The 24,877-nt window shown below is 45.2% G+C and carries 20 protein-coding genes; 11 read left to right on the top strand and 9 right to left on the bottom strand.

The window, feature by feature from the left end:
• Genes A8C56_RS21005 through A8C56_RS20975 form a run of 7 tightly spaced genes read left to right on the top strand, consistent with a single transcriptional unit; the run spans position 1 to position 8,841 of the window.
• Entirely contained in the window at positions 1-1,242 is a 1,242-nt protein-coding gene (locus A8C56_RS21005) for a WG repeat-containing protein (RefSeq protein WP_084490322.1), read from the top strand.
• Positions 1,243-1,246: 4 nt separating this feature from the next.
• Positions 1,247-1,951, top strand: a complete 705-nt coding sequence (locus tag A8C56_RS21000) for a hypothetical protein (RefSeq protein ID WP_067760408.1) — start codon at positions 1,247-1,249, stop codon at positions 1,949-1,951.
• 7 nt (positions 1,952-1,958) lie between these two features.
• Positions 1,959-3,098, top strand: a complete 1,140-nt coding sequence (locus A8C56_RS20995; protein WP_067760406.1) for a DUF3298 and DUF4163 domain-containing protein — start codon at positions 1,959-1,961, stop codon at positions 3,096-3,098.
• Positions 3,095-4,966, top strand: coding sequence for a WG repeat-containing protein (locus A8C56_RS20990; RefSeq protein ID WP_067760404.1), 1,872 nt, complete (start codon positions 3,095-3,097; stop codon positions 4,964-4,966). The genes A8C56_RS20995 and A8C56_RS20990 overlap by 4 nt, the downstream gene beginning before the upstream one ends.
• Entirely contained in the window at positions 4,954-6,006 is a 1,053-nt protein-coding gene (locus A8C56_RS20985; protein WP_067760403.1) for a hypothetical protein, read from the top strand. The genes A8C56_RS20990 and A8C56_RS20985 overlap by 13 nt, the downstream gene beginning before the upstream one ends.
• Before the next feature lie 56 nt (positions 6,007-6,062).
• Positions 6,063-6,869: a DUF805 domain-containing protein gene (locus tag A8C56_RS20980; protein WP_067760401.1), complete on the top strand. Its 807-nt coding sequence runs from the start codon at positions 6,063-6,065 to the stop codon at positions 6,867-6,869.
• A 40-nt stretch (positions 6,870-6,909) separates the two neighbouring features.
• Positions 6,910-8,841: an XAC2610-related protein gene (locus A8C56_RS20975; RefSeq protein WP_157098052.1), complete on the top strand. Its 1,932-nt coding sequence runs from the start codon at positions 6,910-6,912 to the stop codon at positions 8,839-8,841.
• Between the two features lie 597 nt (positions 8,842-9,438).
• Here the strand turns inward: A8C56_RS20975 and A8C56_RS20970 are convergent.
• From A8C56_RS20970 to A8C56_RS20955, 3 genes are all read right to left on the bottom strand, one after another.
• The gene (locus A8C56_RS20970) at positions 9,439-10,365 is read right to left on the bottom strand and encodes a DUF4346 domain-containing protein (RefSeq protein ID WP_169818816.1); all 927 of its coding nucleotides are present in this window, start codon (positions 10,363-10,365) and stop codon (positions 9,439-9,441) included.
• A 35-nt stretch (positions 10,366-10,400) separates the two neighbouring features.
• Entirely contained in the window at positions 10,401-11,696 is a 1,296-nt protein-coding gene (locus tag A8C56_RS24575; protein WP_157098051.1) for a cation diffusion facilitator family transporter, read from the bottom strand.
• Positions 11,697-11,860: 164 nt separating this feature from the next.
• Positions 11,861-12,262, bottom strand: a complete 402-nt coding sequence (locus A8C56_RS20955) for a hypothetical protein (protein WP_157098050.1) — start codon at positions 12,260-12,262, stop codon at positions 11,861-11,863.
• Between the two features lie 680 nt (positions 12,263-12,942).
• Here A8C56_RS20955 and A8C56_RS20945 point away from each other — a divergent pair.
• Complete coding sequence (locus tag A8C56_RS20945) at positions 12,943-15,111, top strand: TonB-dependent receptor (RefSeq protein ID WP_067760392.1); 2,169 nt, start codon at positions 12,943-12,945, stop codon at positions 15,109-15,111.
• Positions 15,112-15,206: 95 nt separating this feature from the next.
• Here A8C56_RS20945 and A8C56_RS20940 read toward each other — a convergent pair whose 3' ends face one another.
• Positions 15,207-16,658, bottom strand: a complete 1,452-nt coding sequence (locus tag A8C56_RS20940; RefSeq protein WP_067760391.1) for an RtcB family protein — start codon at positions 16,656-16,658, stop codon at positions 15,207-15,209.
• A gap of 446 nt (positions 16,659-17,104) precedes the next feature.
• On the opposite strand from A8C56_RS20940, the gene A8C56_RS24570 reads away from it, so the two are divergent.
• Positions 17,105-17,320, top strand: coding sequence for a hypothetical protein (locus A8C56_RS24570; protein WP_157098049.1), 216 nt, complete (start codon positions 17,105-17,107; stop codon positions 17,318-17,320).
• A gap of 167 nt (positions 17,321-17,487) precedes the next feature.
• Here A8C56_RS24570 and A8C56_RS20930 read toward each other — a convergent pair whose 3' ends face one another.
• Together A8C56_RS20930 and A8C56_RS20925 are read right to left on the bottom strand one after the other, a co-directional pair.
• Positions 17,488-17,706: a hypothetical protein gene (locus A8C56_RS20930; protein ID WP_067760388.1), complete on the bottom strand. Its 219-nt coding sequence runs from the start codon at positions 17,704-17,706 to the stop codon at positions 17,488-17,490.
• Between the two features lie 46 nt (positions 17,707-17,752).
• Entirely contained in the window at positions 17,753-18,748 is a 996-nt protein-coding gene (locus tag A8C56_RS20925) for a GlxA family transcriptional regulator (protein ID WP_067760386.1), read from the bottom strand.
• Between the two features lie 278 nt (positions 18,749-19,026).
• Between A8C56_RS20925 and A8C56_RS25180 the strand changes: the two genes are divergently transcribed.
• Positions 19,027-20,385: an SRPBCC family protein gene (locus tag A8C56_RS25180; RefSeq protein ID WP_084490321.1), complete on the top strand. Its 1,359-nt coding sequence runs from the start codon at positions 19,027-19,029 to the stop codon at positions 20,383-20,385.
• Between the two features lie 365 nt (positions 20,386-20,750).
• Positions 20,751-21,257, top strand: a complete 507-nt coding sequence (locus tag A8C56_RS20915) for an SRPBCC family protein (protein ID WP_067760384.1) — start codon at positions 20,751-20,753, stop codon at positions 21,255-21,257.
• Between the two features lie 93 nt (positions 21,258-21,350).
• Here the strand turns inward: A8C56_RS20915 and A8C56_RS20910 are convergent, their stop codons facing one another.
• The 3 genes from A8C56_RS20910 to A8C56_RS20900 form a co-directional block, all read right to left on the bottom strand.
• Complete coding sequence (locus tag A8C56_RS20910; RefSeq protein ID WP_067760382.1) at positions 21,351-21,953, bottom strand: C40 family peptidase; 603 nt, start codon at positions 21,951-21,953, stop codon at positions 21,351-21,353.
• A gap of 245 nt (positions 21,954-22,198) precedes the next feature.
• Entirely contained in the window at positions 22,199-22,864 is a 666-nt protein-coding gene (locus A8C56_RS20905; RefSeq protein WP_067760380.1) for a response regulator, read from the bottom strand.
• Entirely contained in the window at positions 22,861-24,510 is a 1,650-nt protein-coding gene (locus A8C56_RS20900) for a tetratricopeptide repeat-containing sensor histidine kinase (RefSeq protein WP_084490320.1), read from the bottom strand. The genes A8C56_RS20905 and A8C56_RS20900 overlap by 4 nt, the downstream gene beginning before the upstream one ends.
• Between the last annotated feature and the right edge of the window lie 367 nt (positions 24,511-24,877).

The following is a 24,877-nucleotide window of genomic DNA, read 5'->3' as shown; positions in this document are numbered from 1 at the left end:
ATGAGATATCTGTTTTTTTCTGGTTTGACGCTGTTGTTTTGTGCGAACTATTGCCTGGCGCAGGAACCGGCCTGGCTGGTGCCGCCCGGAGATTCGTTCAACAGCATCGGCCGTTTTTCTGAAGGGCTGGCCCATGTAGATTTCCGGGATAGCCGGAGTGTAAGTTTTATAGATACCTCCGGCAGGGTAAAGTCCTGGAAGGAGCCCTTTGACGATGCCGGCAATTTTCATAATGGCCTTGCATGGGTGTATAAAAAAATAAATGGCAAAACACTTTATGGCTTTATCAATAAAGCCGGGGAACTGGTGATCCCGTACCAATATGATGAAGTGGAAGATTTTTCCTGTAACCGCGCCGCCGTGCAGCAGGATGGTATTTGGAAATACATCAACAGGGAGGGCAAAACCGTAATTGGCGATGATTGGGTCATTACCGAGATGCCGGTGATCAATCTGCAGCAGGAACAGGAAATGGAGGACGTTGAACCACCGGCTTTTGCCTGCGGACGGGTACTGTACCGGGATGAGAACGGCCATTATGGTTACCGCGATACTTTGGGGCAGTTCGTCATCCCGGCCCGGGTTGACTATGCCTGTGATTTTACCGATGGCGTGGCCGCGGTGGCCGATACAATACCTGCCCCTGTGATGGAAGATGATGATACGCTGAGCCGGCTGTATAACCGTCTGCCACCCGGCCCGCCACAATACCGCTACCGGCTGATTGATCTAGACGGAAAAACCATCTGTCGGCCAGACAGCAATGTTACTTTGGATCTAAACGGGAACTTTTCTAACGGCTTAATATCGTTTCTCCTGGAAACTGCCGATAGCAGCAACTGGGGCATCATGAATACGCATGGCCAGGTGGTAGTAGCTCCTAAGTACCGCAACAAGCCGCTGCCCTTTTGCGATGGCGTATCCGTGGTGCAGGTGGATGGCGATAAAAGCAAGTGGAATAAAGACGGCTACCTGATCACCTTGGATACCCTAGGAAGAACCATCGCCAGATTTTCTTTAGAAACGCCGTATGGCATTTTATATGATTCCAACCTGGGTTTTCATGAGGGGTTGATAGCAGTGAAGATCGGTGATCTTTGGGGCTATATAAATGCAAAGGGGCGCGTAGTTATCCGCCCGCAATTCCAATCAGCCGGGGATTTTCATGAAGGGTTTGCCGTGGTGATGACCCCGCAGGGAAAAGCAGGCGTTATCCGGAATCCGTTAAACATACACCATTAGTAATATGATTCGAAAGGAACCTGTTACGCAGGAAGATCTTCAAACATTTCTGAAAGGGTACATCCGCACTCAGGCGTTTAGCCTGAAAACTGGCGTCTTTCTTATCTCCATGGTATGTTTATTACTGACCATAATAGGTTCGGTCAGCACCTTCCTGCTTTCTGGAGCAAAGGTCTCCACGTTTTGGAGTATCGTTTTCTTCATCTTTTCTGGTGCAGCAGGCTTCGGTTTACCCATTTGGCTCGGATTAAAATCAGAAAAGTTTAAGAGTATATTTGAAATTGCTACGATACCGGTTACGCTGATGATATCAGTTCTTCTTCATGAAAAATATTTATTGATAACAAACGCTTTTCTTTTGTTTGTACTGGCTATTGTTTTCCTCTGTAAATATTCTGGTTATAGCACCTACAAAAACGTATTGAAAACAGATAATGTAAAGGTGGTGTTTGACGGGATTCTTACAAAATGTTATAAACAGGATATGAGCAATAGTGTAAGATATTCTAATATACATACCCTGTTTTCGATTGATGACGGAAGCCTTTGTATTGACTTTTCATTAGATAATTTAAAAATACTGCAATTACACAATGCAGGGTACGTGTTACCTACGGAAAAAAATGTTGGCAAACATGTAATTGTTTCATTCTTATCAACAATGCCCGATACCTTGTTATCTTTTAAGCTGGTTGACTCATTACTGTAAATAAACAATGAAAGGATTTTATCATATCCCGCAATTGCGCCCGATCTTTACCGGTATTGCCCTGTTGGTAGTAAGCCCGGCTGTTTTCGCGCAAGACAATCACCTGTCGCAGCAATATTACAAACGTTTTACCGGCACGGTTGCCGGGCAGCCGGTAACGGCGTATATACAACGCACCGGCAGCGAGGTTACGGCCTGGTATGCTTATAACCGCCACCGGGAGCCGATCGGGCTTTACTATACGCCCGCAGCTGATGCTGATAGTCTTTTATTCCTGGAAGGTGATACAACTATGGAAACGGGGAAACAGTTTCCCGGCTGGAAATGCCGTTTTGAGAACGGGCGGCTTACCGGCACCTGGACCAATGCCCGGCAAACTAAAAACTACCCCATTAAGCTGAAAGAAGATTATTCCGGTGGGGCCTACGCTTTTGACGTACACACCTACAACAAGGTGTTTGATGCCTTCCCGGGTAAGGATTCCACGCCTCAGTACGAGATCACGGCAGTCTACCTTACGGCATCCGGGAACGGTGATGCAGCCACCTGGCTCAACGAAGAAATAAAAACATTCATGGGCTGGAAAGACGGCGCATCAATTGATGCAGGGCTGAAGGCGCAGGTAAAAGAGTATGTGGCTAATTACCGGGACAATATGGAGGGATTGAAGGAAGAACCGTACAACGCCAGTATGAACTGGGAAAATACGCAACAGCTTTCGGTAGCTTATAACGGCAATGGTTATGTGGTGCTGCAGGACAACCTGAGCGAATATTCCGGCGGTGCGCATGGCAACTATGCTGTGGATTACGACTGCTTTGATGTACAGCAGCAAAAACGGATGCGGTTAAGTGATATCGTCAGCGCAGATTCCGCCACGCTGCGGGGCCTGCTGGAGGCACAGTTCCGTGAAGATTACGGTTTGGGTTCCACTGATTCACTTGGCAAGATCTTATTGGAAGACCGGCTGCCACCCAATTCCAATTTTTATTTTACAGACAAGGGGCTGGGCTTTGCTTACAGTCCGTACGAGGTGGCCGCTTATGCGGAAGGCGAGATCACGGTGCTGATCCCCTACGAAAAGCTGAAGCGCTATCTTGATCCTGTATTTACAGATCGCATGAAATTATTAACCGGTAAAAAATGAAAATAGACCTGATACTCCCATTCCTGTTATCCGCAATGATGACACAAGCCCAAAACCAGCTGAACGAAAACCTTATTCCCGTTTGCAATCCGCAGGGCAAATGGGGTTATATGAATGCAGCCACCCGGAAGATCGTGATCGCCCCTGAATACGATGATGCCGGGTTGTTTGAAGGAGGAATTGCGCAGGTGTATCTGTGTAATCCAGCAGCTACCCAACCGGACACCCGCCTGCTCTCCGGCTGGATCGATACTACAGGAAAAGTGCTTTTTGCGCCGCAGTTTACGGAAGTATTTGAAAAGGGAAAATATGGAAGTATAGATGGCAGTGAACCGATACCCGGATTAAAAGAAGTGATCACCCAAGAGGGCAAAACCGGTATTCTTTCTTTGCCGGACGGCCAATGGATCGTGCCTCCGGGGCAATACAGCGAGTTTTATTTTTATGACCGGGATCATTTCCTTGCCGACCATAACATTTTTTTTGCCGGGGATAAAAAGTATACTGCACCTGGGGGATGTACCATTACAAATGTGGATAGGGAGCAGCATCTTTTTGATATACAAAAGGGAGACGAATTGCATAACGGGCTTTGTACCTGGGATGGAAAAATACTGGCGCCGCCTCTTTTTTTAGAAGTACAATACCAGCCCAAAGCCCGGCGCATCCTGGCGATCGCTATAAAAAATGTCAGGGATCTTGCCGACGTTTTAACGGATGCTGCCCGGTCTGAACAGGCAGCGGAGCTGGAAGTGGCCTTAATGAATTATGAAGGAAGAACAATCACTGTTTTTAATGCAGACCATACACCCGTCATTATAAACGACAGCACTGTAAAGTATGATTATAACGGCCGGGATTTTTATATGAACCTCTATACCGGTCACAAAATGGCCGCTCCGGGAACCCGGTATTTAAACGGATGCACGATCATACAGCAGGGGGGATTATACGGACTGAAGAATAACCAGGGGGCAACGATTGTTCCAGTGCAATATGCAAGCCTGGATTTTTTTACAGGCACGCAGTATATAAAAGCGCAGGATGCCCAAAGCGGTTTATATGGAGTTCTTGATCTGCAGAACAGGGTGTTGCTTCCATTTACTTATACAAGCCTGGATTATATGCCGGCACAGCATTGTTTCCTGGCGCAGAAGGGGGGGAAATACGGAATGACAACGATCTCCGGCAAACCGGTAATAGCATTTAAATATGATCATTATTTTTATTTCACTGACGGCCGGGCCGGAGTTTACACCAATGGGAAAAGCGGGATAATTGATACGCTGGGAAGAACGATCATCCCTGCGGAGTATAATACCATCTTTAATACCAAAGAGACCGATTCTACTGATGCTGTTTTTTACACGGTTGAAAAAGAAAATCGCTGGGCTTTATTTGACCGGAACGGGCAAATGCTGATCCCCTTTGATTATGGCTTTGTATCTGTACGGAAAGAAGATTTTCAGCTGGGCTGGGTGCAAACAGAAGACACGGCAAGGCAGCATAACGGGGTCTTTAATATTAAAACCGGGGTAATCATTCCGCCGGAATATGATATCATCAGAATTTATGACCACTTTATTATTGTAGCCAAAAGAAAAGACAATGATTATTTTTACCAGTTACTAACAACGGCCGGCAAGCCCCTTACCGATGCTGCTTATACAAAAATGGAATACAACTACGGTTATCTTTCCTGCCGCAGAGGTAAAAACTACGGCGTGCTGGGTACCGGAGGCCATATATTGGTGCCCTTCCGGTACAATTACCTTTGGGAAAAGACGCCGCACCTGCTGCAGGCCCAACAGGAAGCGCATTATTTTTATGTGGATATCCGGGGAAATGAATATAAATGGGAACGTTAACAAATATACCGGAAAGCGGGGAAAACCAGCAGATGCCGGATGCGGACGACCGCGAGCTGATAGCAGCGCTGATGGGTTTTGCGTACCGCTATCGTGGCTTGTTGCCCGTAACGGGTGGCAGCCTGCTGCTGGTTATGGGGCTGGGTTTTATTTTTATGGCGGCATTGCTCAAAGACCTTGCTATCTTATACCCGCCTGCGCTGTTTCTGCTTGTTATAGGATACTTTTCTATCCGCAGCGGCCGGAAAGTGCTCCGGCAGGAATGTGCCTGTTACCGTAGCTTGCTGAAGGGCAATTTCAAAACAGTGGTTACCGGCAGGCTACGGGCGTTAGGGATTGCAGACCAGGATCATGAATATGAGATCGGGGATCTTAAAATACGGGTGTGGATCCCGCTGGGGAGTAAAAAATTTTTCAAGTATGACAGTTATTACTTCCGCACATCTGACTGTATTCCCGGGGAAGAAATAGCGCTCCATTTTTTCACCTTGCCCAATGGAAAGAATATATTGCTCAAAGCCCTCTGCCCTTCTTTTCCGGGGCAGGCACTGCAAAAGCCGGTTACTGATAATGACCGGCGCTCTTTAGCGGCAACCTCCGGCAGGATGGTGCGGTTATTCAAAAGGGGAGGCGCTATTTTCCTTGCGGTCTTATTTGTCTTTGCTTCTATTGCTGCTGATGGAGATCTTGAGCTCTGGGGCTCCCTTACAGCTGTTCTGCTGTTGATCGGCGTTATCTTGTACCTGGTCATTCATCAGGATGCCCGTACTGACAGGAAAAGAAGGAGTGCCCTGCAACAGAAAACGGAAGTAAGCGGTGTTATTACACAAACCGGAATTATCCGGTATAGCGTTAGCGCCCGTAATTCTCTTAACTACACATTAATTATTATAGGAGGTAGATGGTATGTATTGGGGTTTGAGGCAAAAGCGCATTGTGGTGAAAAAGTGCGTTTTTCATTTGCTGATAACAATACAAAAGCCATTCCTGTGCAGCTTATTACAAATATAGAGCGCATACAGGATGAAACAGTAGTATGATTAATAACCACGGGTTTTCAGGAAAGCCGTTTATAAAACACAAAACACTTTAAAAAATGAAAGGGTATTTATCTGCGTTTAAAAATTTTGCAAATTTTAATGCAAGAGCCGGCAGAGCGGAATATTGGTTCTTCGCGTTATTCAATGCTCTTTTTGCCATCATCGCCATTGTGCTGGATGTTCTTTTTAAAACCAGCTTCACAAGTAATGGCCAGAGCCTGGTCATTGGGTGGGTTTATACAATGTATTCGCTGGCGGTATTTGTTCCGGGGCTGGCTCTTACTATACGGCGGTTACATGATAGTAATAAAAGCGGCTGGTATCTTTTAATACCCGTTGTGTCCGTTGGAACCTTTTACTTATGCCTTGCTGAGGCATTAAAAAAGACCGGCTGGCTGGAAAGAACGGCCTTTTATGGCTGGGCCCTTACGGCAATTATTTTTTTATTGTCGGGCATGGTTGTATTTGCAATTGTTTTGCTGCAAAAAGGAACGCGGGGTATAAACAGGTATGGAGAACGACTATACCACGAAACAAAAGCCTATGCTACCCAAACCTTATTATTGTTGCTCATCATTGTAGAAGGTATTTCCCGTGTTGCTGTTGTTGCTTGGTCCCTGGCCGACAAAAAACTTTCCGCTATGGCTGATAAAGACTACCATCACTTTAGAGAGATCCAGCAAAACTTTATGAGCCTGCTGAATCTTTTCTCCCTGCTGTCCCTGGTTATTTTTATGGGACTGCCCTTTCTTTTCAAAGAAAGAAAAATGCGCATCATTTTGTTTGTGATAACGGGGCTGATCGCATTGTCGCAGCTTTCTTATGAGTACAAATTACTAGTTAAGGCTTTTGGGGGAGAGTAATTTATTAAAGAAATGTGCAATCATAATAAAAAGGCGCTTTATGAAAAAACGATCCGAGAAATTAAAACGAAAATGTAATCGCCTCAGGATACTGTTTGTTGTAGCTATAATAACAGCGCATCCGGCAATGATGCAGGCCCAGCTGCCGGGTGCGTGCATTTATCGGCTGTTCCCTACTTCCGATAATATTTTCCCTATGGAACACTATACACGGTATATGGTAAATCCGGGCCGTTTTTATGAAGTAAACCTGGTACCGCATAAAGGCATTGCGCAATATGGGCTGCGCTATGCGCTGGCCGCCATAGATACGGCAACCGGGATAATGAAGATCGCCCTGCTGCGCGATACCGTCAGCAAGAGCGGCAAAGAAAAACTGAAGCAGCTTGTCTCCGGCGGTTTTTATAACGGGCGCAGAGTCCCGGTGTTTGCACAGGCGTTTCCGGTAACCGGAGACTGCGTTTCCCCTGAACCCGTCATGGACGGGGCTTTTCCCGATCATCCGGATATTGAAGGGCAATGGCGCTTTGGACGGTCATTTACCGGCTATAGCAACCTGCTGGCCTTTATTGTCCTTCCGCCGCTGCGCGGGCAGCTGCAACGCTATGATTCTTCCTCCCGTTCCTCCCGTTACGGTAATCGCTTTACCTTTGAAGAAAGTTTTTTTTATCCGCATGACCGGCGTGCGCCCTACCGGAACCTGATATTCACTTTTGACCATGATGGTATCCCGTTGTATAAAAGCACAATGCCGCATACTCCGGTGATGAGCCGCTTCCGGCGGGGAGAATATATTGCCGTACGCAGGGATTCTGCAGATTGGCTTTTTGCAGACAGGATCATCATTCAACCCGATACGGCAATGCATTACATACCGGATACCGGCCTGCCGCCCAACGATTCAAAGCTGCAAATAAAATCGGGATGGGTAAAAAAAGAAGATCTTGTAACCAATCCGTGGATAAAGCAAAAACAGCAGACAAGGCAATTCCGGTTTGAAATATCCTGTACTTCCGCTGGCCCGGGTGATGAGCCTGCTAATATTGAAGCGATCAGAATCATCAATAAAAGAACCGGGAAAAGACAGGTTATTTTTAATAAGGCATTCTTCAAACAGGATCCGGCTGATGTGGTTCAGGTGCGGGATTGCAATTTTGACGGGCACCCCGATATTTGGCTTAGCGCGCGCTATATAAGCGATGTCGCAAATATCAGTCACGATTATCATATTTATAATGCACATTCCGGTCAGTTTGAGTATAATAAACAGTTATCAAACCTTTCAAATGTTGAAATTGATCCGGCACGCAAATGTATTTCCACTGACTGGCGGGGCGGGGCCGGATACCACGGCGGAGAGCAATATATTTTTGTGAAGGATACACTTCAAAAAGTATTCTATTGGAGCCGGGAGCAAATGGCTAGCGGGTATTTTGCGGAAAACAGAACGGGGAAACTGGTAAACGGTAATTGGGTTGAAGAGGTTTATCCGAGCGGGCGCATTTTTGCTGATTCTTCCGCTGTTTATAACTTTCCGGTGGATATAAAAAAGCCTGTGGGGAAACTCGTAAAAGATGACTATGCCTTCATAAGAAAAGAAACCCCGCTTTGGTATTATGTAGAAGCTGTAAGTAATACACAAAAAGATATAAAAGGCTGGATCAGAAAAGAGGCGATGCTTCCCGGGTTCTCATTACAGCTAAAATCAGAAACCCTGCTATTTCGTTTTGAAGCAGCTGATACCAATACCATTGTTGCTATCAGGATTCTAAATAAAGCCGCCCGGCAGCCCATGCAGATCATCACGGGTGTGCAGTATCCTGCTGTTGATTCCCTCTTTCAGACCGGTGATTACAATGCCGATGGCCTTCCCGACTTCCGTATTGAAACCAATCGGGATGAGCAGCGGGTGTATTATGATGAGTACCTGTTTGACAACGTTACGCAGTTGTTCCGGAAAAAGGAGGAATGATTCATTGCTATATAACAGGTCAAAGTAAAATATTACGCAGCCGCTCTCCCGGTTTTCGGGGTATTGCTGTGAGAAACTTTTTGGTCTGATTAAAAGGTCACTTCCGTATAATAATCAACCGGTATCAGAATTACCGCTCTTCCTGATCAGTGCAGAGAATGCACTGTTTTTGACTATGGCTATCAGGAATACTTCCTGGTGTCAAAAAAATGTATCGTACTGATGGCACTCAGAGTTCTATACAGATTCTTTAACCCCGGAATCAATTCCGGAGTTGTTTCATGAATCAGGCCGATGACCTTTGGGTCGGAAAAGAGCAGCAGCACATTGTGTAGGAATTGCGATAATGATGCGTACAGAGGCGTAGCCTCGGTTGAATGCGCTAACAAAGAACTTCAGTTCGTTGTTATGATGACAGTAATAAAAGCTGAGAGCTGTAGGCTCGGGGTCATAAGTTGACGGCAATAATATCCGCACAAACTGCCTGTGTTTGTGGACAGTTTAATAAAATTGATAGCAGCGTATTATAAAACCTGCCGGACTTTCGTTGTTTAAAAAGGCCTGAAGCGGAAATCTGCGCAACCTGACCCTTATGGATCAGGTGCTACGTTTAAGCGGCTGGTCCTGCGTATATTTCAGATCCAGCTTCAGGGCTGTTTCCGCTTTTGCCAGCTCTGCGCCCAGGTATCCTGCGTGGCTCATTTGTGACACCAAACCCTTTTCCAGGATCGCCAGTAAAATGGATTCGGACGAACGCCCTTTAATAAAATACCCCGGCCGGTTACCCCTGTAATAATGCTTTACCTGTATTGCATTTCTTTTGGAATCAGTTGTGATCACAAAGAAACCCTTTTGGTCATAATCCAGAGGGATCCTTTTTCCGCCCGGTTTCAGCTCCGTAAAAGAGGCGTCTTCAGATACCTTATTTTCAGGCAGAAGCCTTTTATGATAAGGTTCGGTTTTAAGAGCTAACTCGTTTATTTTTTGCTGGATCACTTCTGTCCGCTTTTCATTTTTAATAGATATTAACCGGGTTTGTTTTAGAAACCGGCTGATGTTTTCTTCGGACAGGTTCATCAATACCGGGAAATGACCCTCTGCATTGATGATCCTTTTCTCATGGTCAACTCGATAGCTGAATAGGCATTCGATAGCCTGCCCGGCCTTAAAGACCGGAGACTCTTTTCCGCAAAGGATCAGATGACGGATGTTCGGGTTAGAAAGGATGTTGAGGATCATCCGTTCAATGCCTAAATTGGGCGTCATCAATGTTCCTGTGATGGCTACATTTTCCGGAAGCGTTGCTACCGGGATCAGCTCATCAGATGTGAGCGTGCAAAGGGCTATTTGCCCTTGCGGGTGTATTATCTGGTAATTTCCCGGATACGGTGGCCACCGGTTGCCGGAAATATTTTTCAACCGGTTGAAAAATGCTTTTACCGAGAGCATCTGGTAAAATAGTTTTACGGCGGCAGGATTTTCTCCTGTTGCCGAATCCGGGAAGAGGCTTGCTAAGAGATGCATCAGCTTTTTCATCTGTTTAAAGGGGGCTTAATGATTTACTTTATCCCTGGTGTATGGTTGATCCAGTTTACTTTTTCTCTAACAGGTGTTCTTTTGGAAACCGCAGTAACCGGCTTCTTCACAGAACCAATATAAAAAAAGCCCAGCAGCTTATCCTTTTTTCCCAGCCCAAGGTGTTCTTTTGCTTCCTCAAAATAGGTAATGCCTGCGGTGGTCCAGTAACAGCCCAGGCCATAGGCGGTAACGCTCAGGAACATATTCTGCACAGCGCAGGCAACGGCTTCCACCTCTTCAATTTCAGGTAACCTGTCGTCCTCATTTCTTTTCATTCCGATGGAAATGACATGCGATGATTGTAACGGGTAATGGAGCAGCTTCTGATACCGGCCTTCATTAAAGGCCTGCCCTGCATATTGTTTGTAAACAGATGCCTGCAGCTCGCCAAACTGTTTTAATCCTTCGCCCGAATAAACATTGAACCGCCAGGGCTCGGTTTGCTTATGGTTGGGCGCACGGCTGGCGTTTTCCAGGATCTGCCAGATAACCGCGTCCGGAACGGGTTTGTCTTTTTCATACTGATAAGGATAAATGCTTCTTCTTTTTTTGATGATCTCATTCAATACTTCGGCGGCCTTTATGTTCAGGCCCTGTTGTGCTGCTATGGTTGAAGATGCGGTAGTACGGATAAAATCGATCAGCTCGGTCCCCGAGCCTTTCATCAGGTCAAAGGCCCATTTGGTAATGACAAAAGAGCTGATGATACCGCTTAGACAATCCAGCCAGTAAATGTTCCAGTACATTCCGGCTATGAGTGCAAGAATGGCCGTTATGCTTGTTAACCCGTCTGCCAGAACATGAAGGTAGGCGGAACGGATATTATGGTCGTAGTGCTCATGATCATGGTGCAGGAACAGCGCGCTGACGCCATTTACGATCAGCCCGATCACGGCAACAATAATGGCTTCTGCAAAAAGGATTTTTACCGGGTTCATCAAACGGGTCACCGATTCTATTGCCATGATGATGGCCACGATCTGCAATACAACCGCGCTTGTAAAGCCGGATAATGCCAGTAGCTTCAATTTGCTGAAGGAATAGTTTTCTGTTTGGGAATATTTTCTTGCCACAAAATAGGCGACCCACGTTAAGCCCAAAGCAAAAACGTGTGAGGCCATGTGCCAGCCATCTGCCAGCAGGGCCATTGAATTGGTCCAGTATCCAAAACTGATCTCCGCTACCATCGTAACGGCCGTGAGTAGAACAACCCATTTTGTTCGCTCCTCGTGTGAATGGCTATGGTCCTGGTGATCTCGGGTGTTGGTTTGTTGCATTTCTCTTTTTTTAATAGTGAAGGAGAATGATTACAGCCGGATCCTTCTTTTTCTGCTGACAGAAAAAAGCCGGAATCCGTATACAATTCTTTCCCTTTTTCGAAAAGGGATATAGAGCAGGGTTGCTGCTGTCTAAAAAGATTAATAATCTTCGGGGGAAAGAATTAACAGTGTTCCTGTTTGGGGGGCTGCCAGACAGCGGGGATATAAGCGGTGCTATAAAAATGCAGATGGGGCATAATTTTCGGAGAAACATCAACGGGCTTCTGTAACCTGAAATCGGAATCATTGAAGCCGGTAAAAAAAGCCGGGGTTGGGGAATGGCTGATGGTATGGTGATTAAAAGGCAGCCTGTCGTGGGCATGCGCGTTATGATGATGGTGCTGCTCATCACCTAAATGCTCCATGACGAAATCAATAACCGAAACCTGCCCGAACTCTTTTTGGTGTAATTGAAAATGATCGATCAGGTCAGGAATGTGCACCACATAAAGCAATACAGGGTTGGGCAGGATCAACCTTACAATAATGAAGAACAGGAATATGTTTTTTATGAACTTCACCATCTTCAACAGATTTGCGCACCCTGTGAAGGTAAAAAAATTAAACAATCAGTACTATTCTGTGCCCCTGCCCGGTAAAAAAGAAACAATTTTATGACAGGCCAACTCGGTAAACATCGCTTCAGCCCCGGATTGTGGCAATCCGGGTTCAGCAATAAGGTTTATATTTGCCCCTGTGAAGTGGTTTGTTTACCTGTTTGCATTTTATGTGCTGCTGCTATCCGGTATTCCCTGTAAAGCAGATGATGGTTGCTGCATGGAAGAAATAACACAGATGTACCCAATGAAAAAACAAGCACCGGATACTGCCCCCCGGCCCGCATGCCCCTGTTCGCCCTTTTTTGCCTGTGGTGCCTGTCATGGTGTAACCCTTCCCCGATATCATATCGAATTTTCCTGTCCTTTACCTGCTAACACTCAGCTACACGCTGTTTATACAGAGCAATTTCTTTTTTATTTTTTACCTTCTATCTGGCAACCGCCCAAAACAGCCTGACCTTTTTATGATTTTTAAATGGGGCTGACCGGAAAGGAATGTCAGCCTGTCCCCGATACCGATGGTTATCCGGGTTGATGAAGGCAACTCCTTGTTTGTCTGTATTTCGTCTGGCTCCGAAGCTTTGAGAATACAATCAGGAGCCTTTCCTGTTAGCCCCGCTATTCTATAATCTTTATTCTATAAAATGAGAAAAGTTTCAGGCTTATTACTATTACTGTGCATAGGGCATTGGTGCATGGCGCAACATACATTTACATCTGTCATAAAAGACGCAGATACAAAAGAGCCGCTACCCGGCGCTACCGTAACGCTCAACGGAACAGCCAGATCTGTACAAACCAATGAAAAGGGGGTGGCGGTTGTTGATAATATACCTGATGGAAAGCAGGAGTTTACGTTTAGTTTTACCGGCTATAGTACACATACATTAACGCGGCTGTATCCAAGTTCTGATGATACGGTTACTGTTTTGCTGAGCGCAGCCGATGAGGATATGGATGAGGTCGTTGTTTCTTCTACAAGAAGCACAAGAACCATACAAAATACACCAACGCGCGTGGAGTTCATCAGCGGGGAAGAGCTGGAAGAGAAAGCAAATATGAAGCCGGGCGACATCCGCATGTTGCTGAGCGAAAGTACCGGTATACAGACCCAGCAGGTATCGGCCACCTCCGCCAATGCAAGCATCCGCATCCAGGGGCTGGACGGGCGTTATACACAGTTGCTAAAAGATGGCTTTCCCTTATATGCCGGTTTCTCCGGCGGGTTGGGGTTGCTGCAAACACCACCCCTGGACTTAAAGCAGGCAGAAGTGATCAAAGGCGCCTCTTCCACCTTATACGGCGGTGGTGCTATTGCGGGGCTGGTGAACCTTATATCCAAAGTACCAACAGAGGAAAGAGAACTGCGTTTTTTGATCAATGGCACTTCTGCAGGCGGGTTGGATCTGAACGGGTTCTATGGGCAAAAATTTAAAAAGCTGGGCCTGACCGTTTTTGCTTCCCGGAACAGCAGCAGGGCATATGACCCGTCTGCCACCGGGTTTACCGCTATACCCTGGGCAGAACGGTATGTGTTCAACCCAAAACTCTTTGTTTATTTCAGCCCTAAAACAACCCTGAACATTGGTGTGAATACGCTCTTTGAGGAGCGTACCGGCGGGGATATCCGATACATAAAAGGCAGGGGTGACAGCACGCACAGTTATTTTGAAAAAAACAAAAGCAGCCGTTTTTCAACGCAGCTCTCACTGGAGCATCAGTTGAATGAGCACAGCGGGCTGACAGTAAAAAATTCAGTCAGCAATTTTAACCGGGCCATTACCATACCCGGGTATACATTTGATGGAAAGCAATGGTCTACCTATTCAGAGCTTACCTATCATAATAACGGGGAGCGCGCAGACTGGGTAGCGGGTTTGAATTTATATACGGATCAATTCAGGGAATACCCGAAAGACAGCTTTCCCGCGCGCAGTTATGAACAAAACACCATCGGCGGATTTGTTCAAAACACCTGGAAGGCTGCCGGCTGGCTGCAGGTCGAAAGCGGCATCCGCGGAGACTATATTACCAATTACGGTTTTGTTTTCCTGCCGCGTATCTCCGGGCTTTTTAAACTATCCCCCAGGCTTACCTCCCGTTTGGGCGGCGGCTTTGGCTATAAAACGCCCACTATCTTTACTGAAGAATCAGAGCGTATACAGTTCCGTTCCGTATTGCCTGTTAGCGCAGCTATTAATAAGCTGGAAAGATCCTATGGCGTCAATTTTGATATTAATTACCGTACCTTTTTGCTGGATAAGGTGAGTATGAGCGTAAACCAGTTGTTCTTTTATACCCGCATCAATAATCCTTTATTGCTGGATAGTATTACGGGCAACCTGTTCCGGCTTACCAATGCCAACGGGCATATAGATACGAGGGGGTGGGAAACCAATGTGAAGCTCGGCTATGGCAATTTCAAATTGTTTATCGGGTACACGTTTACAGATGCCAGTCTGCATACACAGAACGGCAAAAAACAGAACCCGCTAACCGCGCGGCACCGGCTGAATAACGTGCTGCTATATGAAATAGAAGATAAATGGAAAATAGGTCTGGAAGCGTACTATTACGGCAAACAACTGCTGAATGACGGGGCAACCGGAAAACGCTATTGGATCTGCGGATTTATGGCGGAAAAGATCTGGGAGCGCTTTTCGCTCTTCATCAACTTTGAGAATTTTACTGATACCCGGCAAACACGGTTTGATCGTATTTATACCGGTACCGTTACGCACCCGGTATTCAGGGATGTCTATGCACCATTAGATGGATTTGTGATCAATGGGGGACTAAAACTAAAATTGTAATGCTGTTCCGGAAATAAAAAGCCGGGCATACTACAGATACCCGGCATCAAAAAAATAAAGCAGGAGCGTAAAAGAATGCTCCTGCTTTTATACGCCTATTCAGCCACAGTTTCATCTTTCTTTTTCTTCCAGCTCCGGTGCGCGGCGCCATCCATTTTTACAATTTTTGGTGTAAAAGAACCTACAATGGCTACCAATGCTTTTTGTGATTGCATAACGGTGTGTATATCCTTGTATGCAAAGGGCGATTCATCCAACCCGCCGCCCAGCAGCTTCACCCCAAATTTTTTCAGCTCATCCCTGAACTGTTTATCGGTAACTGATTGAATAGCCCGGGTACGGCTCATTTTGCGGCCGGCCCCGTGCGATGCTGAGTTCACCGCTGCGGTTGTGCCTTTGCCTTTTACAATAAAGCCATCCGCTGTCATGCTGCCCGGTATAATGCCCAGTACCTCTTTACCGGCAGGTGTGGCGCCTTTACGGTGCACAATAACCTCTTTGCCATCCAACAATTCCTTCCATGCAAAATTGTGATGGTTTTCTACCTGCTTTACAGGTTTACGCCCCAGTTGTTTTGCAATTTTATCATGGATCACATGATGGCAGGCACTTGCATAATCACCGGCCAGGTTCATGGCCAGCCAGTATTCTGCTCCTGCTTCTTCATCCAGCCCCAGCCAGGCAAGGTTTTTTGCCTCCTGTGGCAGGCGGCGTTTGCTGATGGCCAGCTTTGTGTAATGATTGGCAATGGTAGCGCCTAAGGCCCGGGATCCGGAGTGGGTCAAGAAGCCGATATAGCTGCCCGCATCCAGCCCAAGGGCTTCGTCTTTTTCTGTAATGGTTACAATACCAAATTCAGCAAAGTGATTTCCGGAACCGGAGCTGCCTAACTGCTTCCAGGCGCGCCCGTGCAGCCTTTTTAATAAGGGCATTTCGTAAAACAATCTGTTTTCCATTACTGCATGATCAGGAGACCGGTCAAACTGCGCACCGCTGCCAAATAATGTGGCGGCGCCCAGTTCGCGTATAAAAAAGGCTTCGCGGTCCGTCAGCTCTTTTGGGGGCAGGTCAAAAATACTCAGGCACATCCGGCAGCCAATGTCCACGCCCACGCCGTAAGGGATGACCGCATTATCGGTTGCCAGTACGCCGCCAATGGGTAGCCCGTAGCCGCTATGCGCATCAGGCATAAGCGCGCCGGCCACTGCTACAGGCAGCTTTGCCGCCTGGTACATCTGGTGCAGGGCTCCTTCTTCAATATGCTCCTGTCCGAATATATTAAAGTGGATACCGGTTTGATTCAGTGATATGTCCGCGCCTTCCATAGCTGCCGGTTTGGGCAATAGCTGTTGGGCAATAATGCCCAGGGTTTTATCTGAAACATAATCATGCGGAGCAGCTAATAGCTCTTTTAAAATATTCAGCGCATACTCTTTGCTTTCATGCCTGTATGCTTTTTGCATGGTGCTCATAGCAACAGAGATCACCGGTCCTTCCGGGTATCCTATTGCCCTTAGTTCTTTTCCTGTTAAGCTTGGTTTGCTCATAAAAAATTATTGTCAGGTCGTGCCCCTCGTAGCCCGGCCACTCTGACCATTGCTCACTCGGACCGGGCTATCGCTGCAAGTTCTCACTACGCTGCGCTGTGGACTTTTCGCTTCCCTGCCGGCAGGCAGGTATCCCTCACACGATTATAATGTAAAATGGTGTATATACTGTGCAATAGTTTTACACAGTAAAAAATTATTTTAAAATAGGAGATCGGCAGTCATAAAATACCGTCACTCGTACAGTTTCAATATGGTAGATATAGTACACGCATAGCGGGGGATTAATACCGCTTTTAGGAAAAGGTAACCCGGGAAAAGGTAAAGAAAGCTGCTGTATGGATCAGCCTGTTTTTATTGGTCTTTAAGGGAGATGCAGGACAGATCAGATCCTTTCTGCAGAAAACAGATATTTTTGCTCACTATAATAAATACCGGATAATCTGATGAAAGAAGAAACAATAAAATGCCCGGCCTGTGGGGGAACCGCCACTACAGAAGCCAGATCCTTTTTTGAAGGCAGCTATTATTTACGTAATCAGTTTAACGATCACAAGCCGCATGAAGTGGTGCATACCCTGTGCTGTTCCTGTGGCAGGGTGCTTGACAGTACCGTTCAGCGTAAACCCTTGTGCTCCTGCCCGCTTTGTAAGCAGCGATAAAATACACGGGGGAAAAACGTGCGCCATCGGCCTGCAGGCCACGGCATTATTCCTGCTTTATGACCCCATCGCATGTAAACAAAAGGTTGTAATGGGGCCGTAGCTATTGCAGAAGCTGTATTTTAGAAGAACAACCTGCCGGATAGCGGATCCTGTATACTTTTTTCTTAATCGTAAAGGTCTTTCACGTATTGGTTAATATAGGTATTCAAACCGCTCCCCTTCCTGGCTAATGCTTTCATTTTTTCCACATGACAGCAGCCGGCCTTTTGATAGCTGTACTTATAGGGCCGGGCTGTGTCTGAAAATTTTACCAGGATGTAATCAGTACCGGTTTCAAAAAAAGAGATCCCGGAATTCCCGCCTGTATTTTTGTATCTTTCCATAGCTGCGGTTCCGTTTTTGGCATTAGCGTATTTAACTGCCGTTGGTTCAATACAGGACGGCTGCCTCTTTATTGTATTTGTTCTTATATTCCAGTGGCGACATACCGGTTATTTTCCGGAACACTTCCCGGAAGGCTTTTACATCCGCATATCCCACTTCATACATCACCTCGTTAATGGTTTTACGCGTGGTTTCCAGCGCTTTTTTGGCAGATTCTATCTTTACCCTTTGCAAATATTCAATGGGAGTATTGCCGGTGGCCTTTATAAACCGGCGGTCGAAATTTCTTCTTCCAATAGTAAATTTCCTGGAAAGCTGTTCCACAGAGATCTTTTCGTAAAAGTTTTTTTCAATATATTCCTGCGCCTTTTTGATCACCTCATCTCCATGTGCTTTTTGCCCGGTAAAGATCATAAAATCCGATTGTGTTTGCCGGTCAATATCGATCTGGAAGATCTTGGAACAATAAATGGCGGTTTGCCGGTCGTAATATTTTTCAACCAGGTAAATCAGCAGGTTTAAAAAAGAATAACCGCCTCCGTTGGTGTAAATGCCCTGCTCATCAGTAATAAGCTTTTCTGCTTTTAAATGTACTTTTGGGAAAAGCTTTTTAAAATTATCTATGGCGTTCCAGTGAATGGAGCAGCTCTTTTTATCCAGCAAACCCGTTGAGGCCAGGAGGTAGGCCCCGGTACACATGCTGGCAACCCCGGCGCCCTTTTTATATTGTTCCAGGATCCAGTTTACCAGCAGGGTATTCGCTGCTTCTGTTTTTTTAAAGTTGCTGGTAATTGCAGGAATAATGATCAGGTCTGTTTTTTGAACAGCGCGGATATGCACCTGTGGCATAATCGTTAACAGTCCGTTTACAAAAGCGGATCGCTCTGATACGCCCGCCAGCTCGATCCGGAACACCTGTTTTTTGCCTTGCCGTGTATAATGGTTATTGGCTTCCGTAAAAATGTGATAGGCGCCCACAATGCAGGATAAGGTGTTGGGCCCTGTTTGAGCATCGGGAACCAGTATGGTAAGCTGTTTCATCTGTTTGTTTTTAATTGCCAGATGGAATTCGCCAAGAAAATCATCCTTCCGGGTATGAAATATTCTTATGGCTCATTTCATACAACGGGGTTTAATAGTGAAAAGAATTCATTCAATAATATTTTATTGCTGTACCTGTTCTGCAAAGTTAAAAAAATAATATGTCTAAATCAACCCATCACAAAGTCCATTTTACACCCTTTAAAGGTCTGTATCTGTTAATATCTTTGAACCTGTAAGCAGCCGGCGGTAATAACCTCAATTAAAAAATCTGAATTATGAAACAGGAAAATTTTACAGCAACAATTACGGTGGATGCCACACCACAGCAGGTATTTAATGCCGTTAATAATGTGCGCGGCTGGTGGTCAGAAAATATTGAGGGGGAAACGGATACACTGAACAGCATATTTATATATCGTGATAAATATCTTACAGCAAAGATGAAAATTACTGAATTGGCCCCGCAAAAAATTGTCTGGAGTGTTTTAGAAACAAACAATGAATTCTTTGAAAACAAAACGGAGTGGAATGGAACAAAGCTTGTTTTTAAAATAACAGGGAATGAAAAACAAACCCGTCTTGAGTTTACACATGTAGGGCTGACACCTGCTTTTGAATGTTTCAACGTTTGCTCTAATTCCTGGGATTATTTTATTACAACCAGTCTTAAAAATCTGATACTTACCGGAAAGGGGAAAGATATTTCTAAAGATGAGCAATCATACAGCACTTCCTTTGTCGTGAATCAGTCGCCTGCAGCTGTGTTTAATGCCATTAATAATGTACGTGGCTGGTGGTCAGAAAATATTGAGGGGGCAACGGATATACCTGATGCTGAATTTACCTATCATTATAAGGATGTTCATATTGCTAAAATGAAAATTGCAGCCCTCATTCCCAATAAAAAGGTTGTATGGTTTGTAAAAGACAATTATTTCAATTTTACAAAAGACAAGGAAGAGTGGAAGGGAACAAAAATTGTTTTTGACATTTTAGCTGAAAATGATAAAACCACAGTTGTTTTTACGCACCACGGATTGGTACGTGAATACGAATGCTACCCGGTTTGTCATGATGCATGGACGCATTATATACACGATAGCCTGAAAAAATTTATTGAAACGGGCAAAGGCAATGCCACCCCCAAAGAAACGGGGCAAGTGGCTTCCGCTACAGATGAGCAGCAGCACAATGATAAACCTGTTACAAAAAGTATTTACCACCGGTTGCTGATCGCCGCACCGGTAGAAAAAGTTTATCAGGCCCTTACCACACAGGAGGGGTTGGCCGGCTGGTGGACGCCGGATACCATTGCAAAACCGGAAGTGGGAAGTATTTTAAGGTTCGGCTTTGGACCGGATTATTTTAAAGAAATGGAAGTAACGGAACTAAAGCCTTACAGCCTTGTAAAATGGCGCTGTATCAGGGCCTTTGAAGAATGGATCGGCACTACGCTTGATTTTGAGCTGGAGCCGCATCAGAAGGGGTGTGTTTTATTATTTCACCACGATGGGTGGAAGGATTATACAACCGAATTTGCAGGATGCAGTTTTGCCTGGGCGCTTTTTTTCAGGAGCCTGCGGTTGCTGTGCGAAACCAGTAAAGGCGCACCTTATCCTGATTTTGAGAAATGATGCGGGCCGTTAAACAGGGAAATAACTAATTTAGCCCTGTGTAAATGACCTGCTCTTTTACGGCTGGAAAAAAATAATTGTCCAGTCGAAGAAACAGGAAGTCATTGCACTGCTGAAATAAACAAAAACAGTTTTGAGTTCATTGAATCCGATCATTCGGATGACAAGTAAATAAAGTGTCGTCATGCTGAGCGGAGTGTAACGCAGCCGAAGCATCTCCAGATAATCGGTTGTTTATTATTAATAATGAATATTTTAAAAAGCTTATCATTGACGGTCTTATGAAGATTGATTTATGAATTCGTCAGGCGCACCCGATATTGAAAATATAAATTAAATGACTGATCCATTTTAATTATTTGTCCATGCCCGATATTTACCACGCAGTACTCATTGCAGCCCCGGCTGAAAAAATTTATCAGGCCCTCACTACGGAGGAAGGTTTATCCGCCTGGTGGACGCCCGGCACCACCGCAAAGCCGGAGCCGGGTACTATTGCGCGTTTTCCGTTTACCCCACCTTACTTTAAGGAAATGCGGATCACAGAACTGCAGCCTTCCCGGCTGGTCCGGTGGACCTGCATTGCGGGGGCTGATGAATGGGTTGGCACCCGTATTTCTTTTCATCTTGAGCCGGGTACAAAAAATATCCTGCTCAATACCCACCCGGAAATACTGGGGCAGGCAGAACAGCTGGAGGGGGCTGATGGAACCCTGCTGCTCTTTCATCATGATGGCTGGAGAGCAGCTACATTGATGTATGCGGAATGTAATTATACCTGGGCACAGTTTCTCCGGAGCCTGAAGTTATTTTGTGAAACGGGTAAGGGCACTCCGTGGCCCTACCAGCATCGGCCGGGGTTTAATAAATAAATGAGCCGTTGGTATGCCGCAGAACGTGCTTGCCTGCATGCTGCTAAAATCCTGTAGGTCCTGCAGCAGAAAAAATTTCGCAGGATTTTAAATTCATAGCCCTTTGTCAATGGCTATTACTTTCACAAACCGGTTTAAATAATATGCATTTAGTGCCGTAACGGTAACGCCATCAGCCTTACCAGAGCTTGAATGAATGAACCGTAAACTGTCCGTGTTTTCAGTTACAATTCCCATATGTCCCACTTCAGTAGCCAGGGAGTCGGTACCTTTAAATAGTATCAGATCTCCGCGTTTTGCTTTGGACAGCGGAACAGCGATACCCCGGTTTGTAAATTCAACGGAAGAGCGCGGAACCTGCAACCCAAAGTGATTAAATACATAAGTAATAAATCCGGAGCAATCAAAACCCCTGGCAGGGTCGCTTGAGGCATAAAGATAAGGAGTGCCTTTTAAGCTTTCAGCAAAGGTTACGATATCATTAAGCGCAATTTTTTGGCTCCAGGGCGTTATTGTTTTTTCTGAGCTGTCTCCTGTTACGGACAGTGAATCATGGGGTGGCGACTCCGTATTTACAGGCAGTGAATCCTGATGGGGTACGGTGGCCTGCCGGGTAATACTACCTTTTATAAATCTAAAAGAGAAATAACTGATCCCTGCAAGTAGTATAACCAGCAAAACAAAATATTTCACCATTCAATATTTACGGGTTGCTATTAAAAGTTTTCTCAGTCACTGCAATAACGGGACTCTCAGGAACAACCTTAGCAATTTACTATTTTAAAACAGGAAAAAATAATGAACAGCACCAGGCGACAGAAAAACGGCCGGTTTTTTTAGTTTCCTGCTTAAGAGAGGCATTTGCTATTATCAGAGAAATTTTTATTCGGAATTTCTTTTGAATAACAGCAGATACGGCGTCTTTTTGCCATTCAGTTCCATCAGACGATCCCCATTTTAATACAGTGCGCGATCAATTGTTCATTGGTAGAAAAATTAAGTGTTTCTTTTATATAATTGAGCCGCTTCTCAATGCTGCTTAAGCCGGAAGGCTGAATGTTATTTCTCTTCAGGTGATCCGATATCTCCTGTTGCCGCTTTCCTTCGATCATTAAGGACAGGATGGTTATATCAAAATCCGAAAATTCGTGCGCATTCTTTTGTTTGGTGTGTTGGATAATTTGCCTGGGAAAATAACGCTGGTTGCCAGCGATGGCATTGATCGCCGTCATCAGCTCTTTTGCATCGCCCCTGGCTTTGCGAACGTACCCGTCAATTTCCAGCTTATGAAAGAGCCCGTCAATGATGGCGGGTTTGTTTTCAGCGGAGAATACCAGCACTTTCAGTTCCGGTTGTGCTTTCCGTGCAGCTTCAATAAGCGCAGTGCCGCCGGAAAGCTGTTGTTCCCGGTGGTCTTTTTCAAAATAGAGGTCAGTAATAAGAAGGTCATAGGAATCCCCGGCCTGTTTGGCCTTTTCTATTTTAATCAGTGCATCATCGCAATAATATACATAATCCGTATGTGCAATTTTCAGTTCTTCCAGCGTTTTCTGTACAGAAATGTTGGCGCTTTCGTGATCTTCGGCTATCAGTACTTTTTTAATCATTTTGATTGAAACATTGGTATATACAGTTGGATCTTTAATCCTTTTGTTGTTGTCCTGTCAAAAATAATCCTGCCCCCGATCATTTTCATACGGTTTTCCGTACTGGTCAGCCCGTTTCCGTAATGAAAACCAGGAGGAAGGCCAATTCCGTCATCGGAATATAGGATCTTTAACAAACTTTCTGACCGTTCAAATTTTACCACCACGTTCCCGGCTGCACTATGTCTTTTCATATTGATCATCAGTTCCTGCAAAACGTGTTTTAATGCAGTTTTAGCTTTTGGTAATAGGCCCTCCCATATTTCTTTGGTATTACCCACGATCAGGATACGGGTGGTTTCACTGGCGAATGATTCCAGCAATTCGGTAATCGATTGCTGAAAATCAGGGTGAACGGTTTCAGGGTGTTCATAGGATATATTCCGTGATCGTTCGTAAACGATATCCAGCTTGTCCAGCAGGGGCTCTTTTTCTACAAATGCAGCATGCTCCACTTCCGACATGATCCGGTAAATACCATTGGCCACCTCGTCATGTATTTTCCGGGAGGTGTTTAATTGCTGTTCGCGGATCATGCGTTGTTTACGCCTTTTGTACCAAAAGAAAATAACAATGGCAAGGATGATGGTGCCGGAAAGCAATCCCCATTGAACCAGGATCTGGATCTTTTTTTCTGTATTGTCTTTTTGCAGGGCCAGTTTATCGGCTTTGTTTTTTGCCACTTCATAGCGGATGAGCGCAAACTGGTTTTTGGCATTATTCCTTGCAGTTTGCAAGCTGTCGCTCAACTGCTGGTAACGTGTAAAGTATGTTTTTATAGCTTCCGGCGGGCTCAGCAGCGTTAATTTTTGTAAGGCATACAATTCATCGTCAGGGCTGTTTAGCTGCCGGGCAATGGCATACATTTTATTTGCATAGATCAATGCAGAATCCGGATGAGCATGTTGATAATAATCCGACAGATGTGCATAACTGGCGTTTAAGCCCCAGTTGTCATTTTCATTTTTCCGGATCTGCAGGGCAGTTAAAAATTCAGGGGCAGCATTATATCCGGGGTGCTGCAGCCATTTTACCTTGGCCATATTGGATAGAATGCGGGCAAACTCCTTATTATCTGTTCTGCTTTCACTTATAATGGAACTGTAGATTGCAAGCGCCTGGGCATATTCCTTTTTTTCCTGACAGGCAACTGCTTTATTATTTAAGGTAACTCTTTTGTAATTACTGTCTTTGGTGAACTTTAATGCCTGGTTATAATAATCAATCGCTGCGTCATAATTCTTCAGGCGCAGGCTGGTGCTTCCCAGTTCATTATAATCAGATAAAAGGCATTGCTGATCTTTTTCTTTTCGTTCATCCAGGAGCTTTAGGGACTGCAGCAGGCTTTCCTGGCTGCCAAAATAATCCCCCGCATCCGATTGAATAATGGCCATATAAGTATATGCCATTGCAATCTGCAAACTATCCGTGGAAGCAGATGCCGCTCTGTTAAAATAATAAAAGGCGGAATCGTTCTTTATATTTAAAAGGGATTCCCCTTTTTTATAATCGGTAGATGTAACAACCGGGGTTGTGTTACGCTGCCGGGTACATCCAAAAAAACAGGCAATGGCAATTAGCAGCTGGTAAATGTGCAATTTTATCAAGACAGGTATTTAGCTTAAAAATAAAAAAAATTGCCTGTTTTTTAATGATCCATTTTATCAGGATTAAAAAAAATAAGGCAAGATGCGCTCTTGCCTTATTAAACGGACCTTGTTATTGGTCAGCGGGCGGTGGGGGCGGTGGTGGTGAAGGAGGTATATGCCCTGTTTCTCCGCCTATATCATCCATGATGGTTATCTGTGTGCCGTTATGTATTGTTGTCGGACATGGATGATGTGACATTAACGACAACAAAAATGCAAGTATGAACTCTGTCATTTTTTATGATTTTAAATTTTAGGAATACTGCTGCCGGTTCCGGCGCAGGGATGTCAGTGCAGTAAGAAGCGCTTCTTACGCGTTTGGGAA

Source organism: Niabella ginsenosidivorans, from assembly GCF_001654455.1.
GTDB classification, from domain to species: domain Bacteria; phylum Bacteroidota; class Bacteroidia; order Chitinophagales; family Chitinophagaceae; genus Niabella; species Niabella ginsenosidivorans.
Note: the sequence above shows the minus strand (reverse complement) of the source record. Positions and strands in the feature narration are given on the sequence as shown.

Excerpts from the sequence above, each read along its gene's own strand:
- A8C56_RS21005 (WP_084490322.1), top strand. The coding sequence starts at position 1 with ATGAGATATCTGTTTTTTTCTGGTTTGACGCTGTTGTTTTGTGCGAAC.
- A8C56_RS21000 (WP_067760408.1), top strand. The coding sequence starts at position 1,247 with ATGATTCGAAAGGAACCTGTTACGCAGGAAGATCTTCAAACATTTCTG.
- A8C56_RS20995 (WP_067760406.1), top strand. The coding sequence starts at position 1,959 with ATGAAAGGATTTTATCATATCCCGCAATTGCGCCCGATCTTTACCGGT.
- A8C56_RS20990 (WP_067760404.1), top strand. The coding sequence starts at position 3,095 with ATGAAAATAGACCTGATACTCCCATTCCTGTTATCCGCAATGATGACA.
- A8C56_RS20985 (WP_067760403.1), top strand. The coding sequence starts at position 4,954 with ATGGGAACGTTAACAAATATACCGGAAAGCGGGGAAAACCAGCAGATG.
- A8C56_RS20980 (WP_067760401.1), top strand. The coding sequence starts at position 6,063 with ATGAAAGGGTATTTATCTGCGTTTAAAAATTTTGCAAATTTTAATGCA.
- A8C56_RS20975 (WP_157098052.1), top strand. The coding sequence starts at position 6,910 with ATGAAAAAACGATCCGAGAAATTAAAACGAAAATGTAATCGCCTCAGG.
- A8C56_RS20970 (WP_169818816.1), bottom strand. The coding sequence starts at position 10,365 with ATGCATCTCTTAGCAAGCCTCTTCCCGGATTCGGCAACAGGAGAAAAT.
- A8C56_RS24575 (WP_157098051.1), bottom strand. The coding sequence starts at position 11,696 with ATGCAACAAACCAACACCCGAGATCACCAGGACCATAGCCATTCACAC.
- A8C56_RS20955 (WP_157098050.1), bottom strand. The coding sequence starts at position 12,262 with ATGGTGAAGTTCATAAAAAACATATTCCTGTTCTTCATTATTGTAAGG.
- A8C56_RS20945 (WP_067760392.1), top strand. The coding sequence starts at position 12,943 with ATGAGAAAAGTTTCAGGCTTATTACTATTACTGTGCATAGGGCATTGG.
- A8C56_RS20940 (WP_067760391.1), bottom strand. The coding sequence starts at position 16,658 with ATGAGCAAACCAAGCTTAACAGGAAAAGAACTAAGGGCAATAGGATAC.
- A8C56_RS24570 (WP_157098049.1), top strand. The coding sequence starts at position 17,105 with ATGAAAGAAGAAACAATAAAATGCCCGGCCTGTGGGGGAACCGCCACT.
- A8C56_RS20930 (WP_067760388.1), bottom strand. The coding sequence starts at position 17,706 with ATGGAAAGATACAAAAATACAGGCGGGAATTCCGGGATCTCTTTTTTT.
- A8C56_RS20925 (WP_067760386.1), bottom strand. The coding sequence starts at position 18,748 with ATGAAACAGCTTACCATACTGGTTCCCGATGCTCAAACAGGGCCCAAC.
- A8C56_RS25180 (WP_084490321.1), top strand. The coding sequence starts at position 19,027 with ATGAAACAGGAAAATTTTACAGCAACAATTACGGTGGATGCCACACCA.
- A8C56_RS20915 (WP_067760384.1), top strand. The coding sequence starts at position 20,751 with ATGCCCGATATTTACCACGCAGTACTCATTGCAGCCCCGGCTGAAAAA.
- A8C56_RS20910 (WP_067760382.1), bottom strand. The coding sequence starts at position 21,953 with ATGGTGAAATATTTTGTTTTGCTGGTTATACTACTTGCAGGGATCAGT.
- A8C56_RS20905 (WP_067760380.1), bottom strand. The coding sequence starts at position 22,864 with ATGATTAAAAAAGTACTGATAGCCGAAGATCACGAAAGCGCCAACATT.